General features: G+C 48.8%; 5 protein-coding genes. All 5 read right to left on the bottom strand.

All coding sequences use genetic code 11. From position 1 onward, the window contains the following. Positions 1 to 548: stage III sporulation protein AF (locus GRP75_RS23405; protein WP_160790504.1), on the bottom strand; the 548-nt coding region annotated here is incomplete at its 3' end. 39 nt (positions 549 to 587) lie between these two features. Continuing rightward, positions 588 to 1,778, bottom strand: a complete 1,191-nt coding sequence (gene spoIIIAE, locus GRP75_RS23400; RefSeq protein ID WP_160790503.1) for a stage III sporulation protein AE — start codon at positions 1,776 to 1,778, stop codon at positions 588 to 590. A 12-nt stretch (positions 1,779 to 1,790) separates the two neighbouring features. Then, entirely contained in the window at positions 1,791 to 2,180 is a 390-nt protein-coding gene (gene spoIIIAD, locus GRP75_RS23395) for a stage III sporulation protein AD (RefSeq protein ID WP_013310826.1), read from the bottom strand. A gap of 8 nt (positions 2,181 to 2,188) precedes the next feature. Next, positions 2,189 to 2,392 carry a stage III sporulation protein AC gene (gene spoIIIAC, locus GRP75_RS23390; RefSeq protein WP_010345636.1) on the bottom strand — a complete coding sequence of 68 codons (204 nt, stop codon included), beginning with the start codon at positions 2,390 to 2,392 and terminating at the stop codon, positions 2,189 to 2,191. Positions 2,393 to 2,404: 12 nt separating this feature from the next. Beyond that, the coding region (locus GRP75_RS23385; RefSeq protein ID WP_160790502.1) for a stage III sporulation protein AB at positions 2,405 to 2,851 on the bottom strand (447 nt) is incomplete at its 5' end.

The raw sequence follows: 2,851 nt of genomic DNA, 5'->3' as shown, positions 1-2,851 counted from the left end.
TCGGCCACAGGCTCCACCATAATCGGCTTAGCATCTGCACCAGGCGAGACGTCTGTGTTTTTCTTTTCTTTTTCTGGCTGCTGCTCCGCCAATTTGACCACTACCGACTGGACACCCGTTCCTGCCTCCAGCCCCGATTCCTTCTGTTGAATCTTTGCAAGGGTAACCTGGACCGACTGAATTGCTAACCCAGTATACTGTTCCAATTGTCCTTTCATTTCCTTAGCTACCTCTTTGCCAGCCCATTGCATGGAGCTTTGTTCTTGCTGTTGCTTTAACTGGCTGCCTTTTGCCAAAATCTCCTCCAATGTCGGTTCCCTCTTGCCTGTCTCAGCCTGACGTTGAAGATCCAATGCTCGCCCTAAAACCTCGCAGGGGCTGCTGCTCAGTAAGCGCACGACCGGAGACAGCAACGTCAGCAGAATAAGCAGGCTGAGAACGAGTTTGACATACCTTTCCATAGATCGGCTCGGTAAGATCATATCGACAAAAGAAGCCAGCAACACGATTAGCACCAGTTCCTTAAGCCAACCTCCCAGCCAGGTCACGTCACTCCCCTCCCCCCTTGTTGGTTTACGTGCATTGGTTCACCTCATCATGACCGTCATATTTCCTGCTGCGAGCATGATTGTAATCGCAAGGAAGGACATTAAACCCACTGCCGCCAGTGCCGCGAAAACATAAATCATGCTCTTGCCGATCGCATCGAGACATTCCACAATAGGCGTATCACCCAAAGGCTGCATGATCGCTGCTGTCACTTTATAAATGAGAGCCAGTGTCAGAATCTTGAGAGCAGGAAATGCGCACAGGAACAAAATAATAATGACTCCTACCAGACCAATGGCATTTTTAACGAGCAGCGAAGCCGAAATGACTGTATCTGTCGCATCTGCCAACGCCTTGCCGACCACCGGAACAAAGCTACCTGTAATATATTTGGCTGTGCGGATCGTTAATCCGTCAGTAATTGACGATGTCAAGCCTTGTACCGAAATGACTCCTAGAAATATGGTCAGCAACACTCCCAGCACTGCTACTCCAGCGTTCCGCAACAGATCGGCTAGCTGGGTCAGTTTGTATTTGCCTGTCAGCGAGTTGACCAAGTAGAGCACAGCCGAGAAAAACAGTAGCGGGAAAACCAGCGTATGAATGACTGTTCCGACTGTGTTGATCATAAATACAATCAGCGGGTGGGTCACCGAAACTGTTACGACGTTACCCATCGAGGCTAACATGGTAAACAACAAAGGCAACATTGCCATCATGAAGTGAATCATGCTATCAATCGCTTCTTTGGCATAACCAATCGCTACACTAAAGCTATTAATCGCCAGAATGATAATGACCATGTATACGATAGCGTAGGCCACTTTGCTGACCTGTTTGCTTTCAAAAGCACTTTGCAGCGTTTCCAGCACCATACTCATAATGCTGAGCATGACGATGGTGACGAGCAACTTGGCATTTACCCGGATTTCATGGATGAAAAAATCAGCTATAGCGCTCAATACACCCTTTATGCTGAACCCTTCACCGCCTGGAAGCAGCATGTCCATGAAGGAAGGCGTTTTCTGATCAGGGAAAAATCCGCCGTATTGCTGCATGAGCCCGTCCCAATAATGTTCTACTTCATCTTTGGGCATTTGCTCCGCCTGCTGTCTGATCCATTCGTTTGTCGGTGTATCTGCAAAGAGGACCGCAGCTGAGGCACACCAGAGACATAGCAGCAACATTGCAATTACTTTGAGATTCGGCATGCCCCCTAGCCTTTTCATGGCATCACCCCCTCAGGCGGGCATCAGCTTCAGAATGGTATCAATAATAATGCTGATAATCGGGATTGCGAGCACCATAATGAGTACCTTTCCGGTAAGCTCAATTTTGGAAGCAATCCCGTCTTGTCCTGCATCCCGAACGATTTGCGCTCCAAATTCAGCAATATAAGCGATACCGATTATTTTCAATACGGTTTTAAAATAGATCATATCCATGCCTGAAGACCGGGCCAGTCGCTCCAGTACAGCAACCACAGATCCGATCTTGCCAATCAGCAGCAAAAAAATGACGATTCCCGCAGCTGTTGCAATCAAAAAGGCAAACATCGGCTTCTGTTCCTTAATGACTAAAATGAGGACTGTGGCAATGAGGGCGAAGCCCACCACCTGAATGATTTCCATGTGTCCACCTACTGAAAAAGAAAGATAGATTTGATCTCTTGCAGAAGGTTATCCAGCATTCGCACCACCATGAACAGGACCACGACGAAACCAATGACCGTTACCCAGTGGGCCATGTCTTCTTTGCCCATTTGCTTTAATACGGTATGAATCATAGCGATAATAATGCCAATTCCGGCAATCTGGAAAATTGCGTTCACTTCTAAATTCATTCGAGCACCCCGCTAATAGATCAAAATGACGATCAATGCTCCGATCAGCAGTCCCAGGCTCCTGCTCATACGCTCGTACCTCACCTGATCTGCCTGCGCCTGCGCTTCCTCATGGGATAACTGTTGGATGGTCAGCGCAATGTGCTTGATCTGGTCTTCACGGTCGCTGGTTCCAAGACTGTAAGCAAGCTGCCGCATCGCTTCCTTCTCGGCTTGCTTCATAGAGGAACGGTTCCACGAGTCTTCAATAGCTTTATGCAAGCTTTCTCTGGCAGTCAGGCCAAAAGAGGGGTGCATCCAGCGTGAGGCTTGCTGAAACAGAGTGCGCAGCGGCTCTCGCAAGGGCTCTCCTGTCTTGGCGAAAGCATCTGGTAGCGGAGACACCCCGTAGGAAACCTCGGTGGTCAATCTTTGCAGCGCAAGAATCAACTCCCTGATTTGCCGCGGCCTCATCGCAAA

This window comes from Paenibacillus sp. OT2-17 (assembly GCF_009827695.1).
GTDB lineage: Bacteria > Bacillota > Bacilli > Paenibacillales > Paenibacillaceae > Paenibacillus > Paenibacillus polymyxa_B.
Note: the sequence above shows the minus strand (reverse complement) of the source record. Positions and strands in the feature narration are given on the sequence as shown.

Excerpts from the sequence above, each read along its gene's own strand:
- spoIIIAD (WP_013310826.1), bottom strand. The coding sequence starts at position 2,180 with ATGGAAATCATTCAGGTGGTGGGCTTCGCCCTCATTGCCACAGTCCTC.
- spoIIIAC (WP_010345636.1), bottom strand. The coding sequence starts at position 2,392 with ATGAATTTAGAAGTGAACGCAATTTTCCAGATTGCCGGAATTGGCATT.
- spoIIIAE (WP_160790503.1), bottom strand. The coding sequence starts at position 1,778 with ATGAAAAGGCTAGGGGGCATGCCGAATCTCAAAGTAATTGCAATGTTG.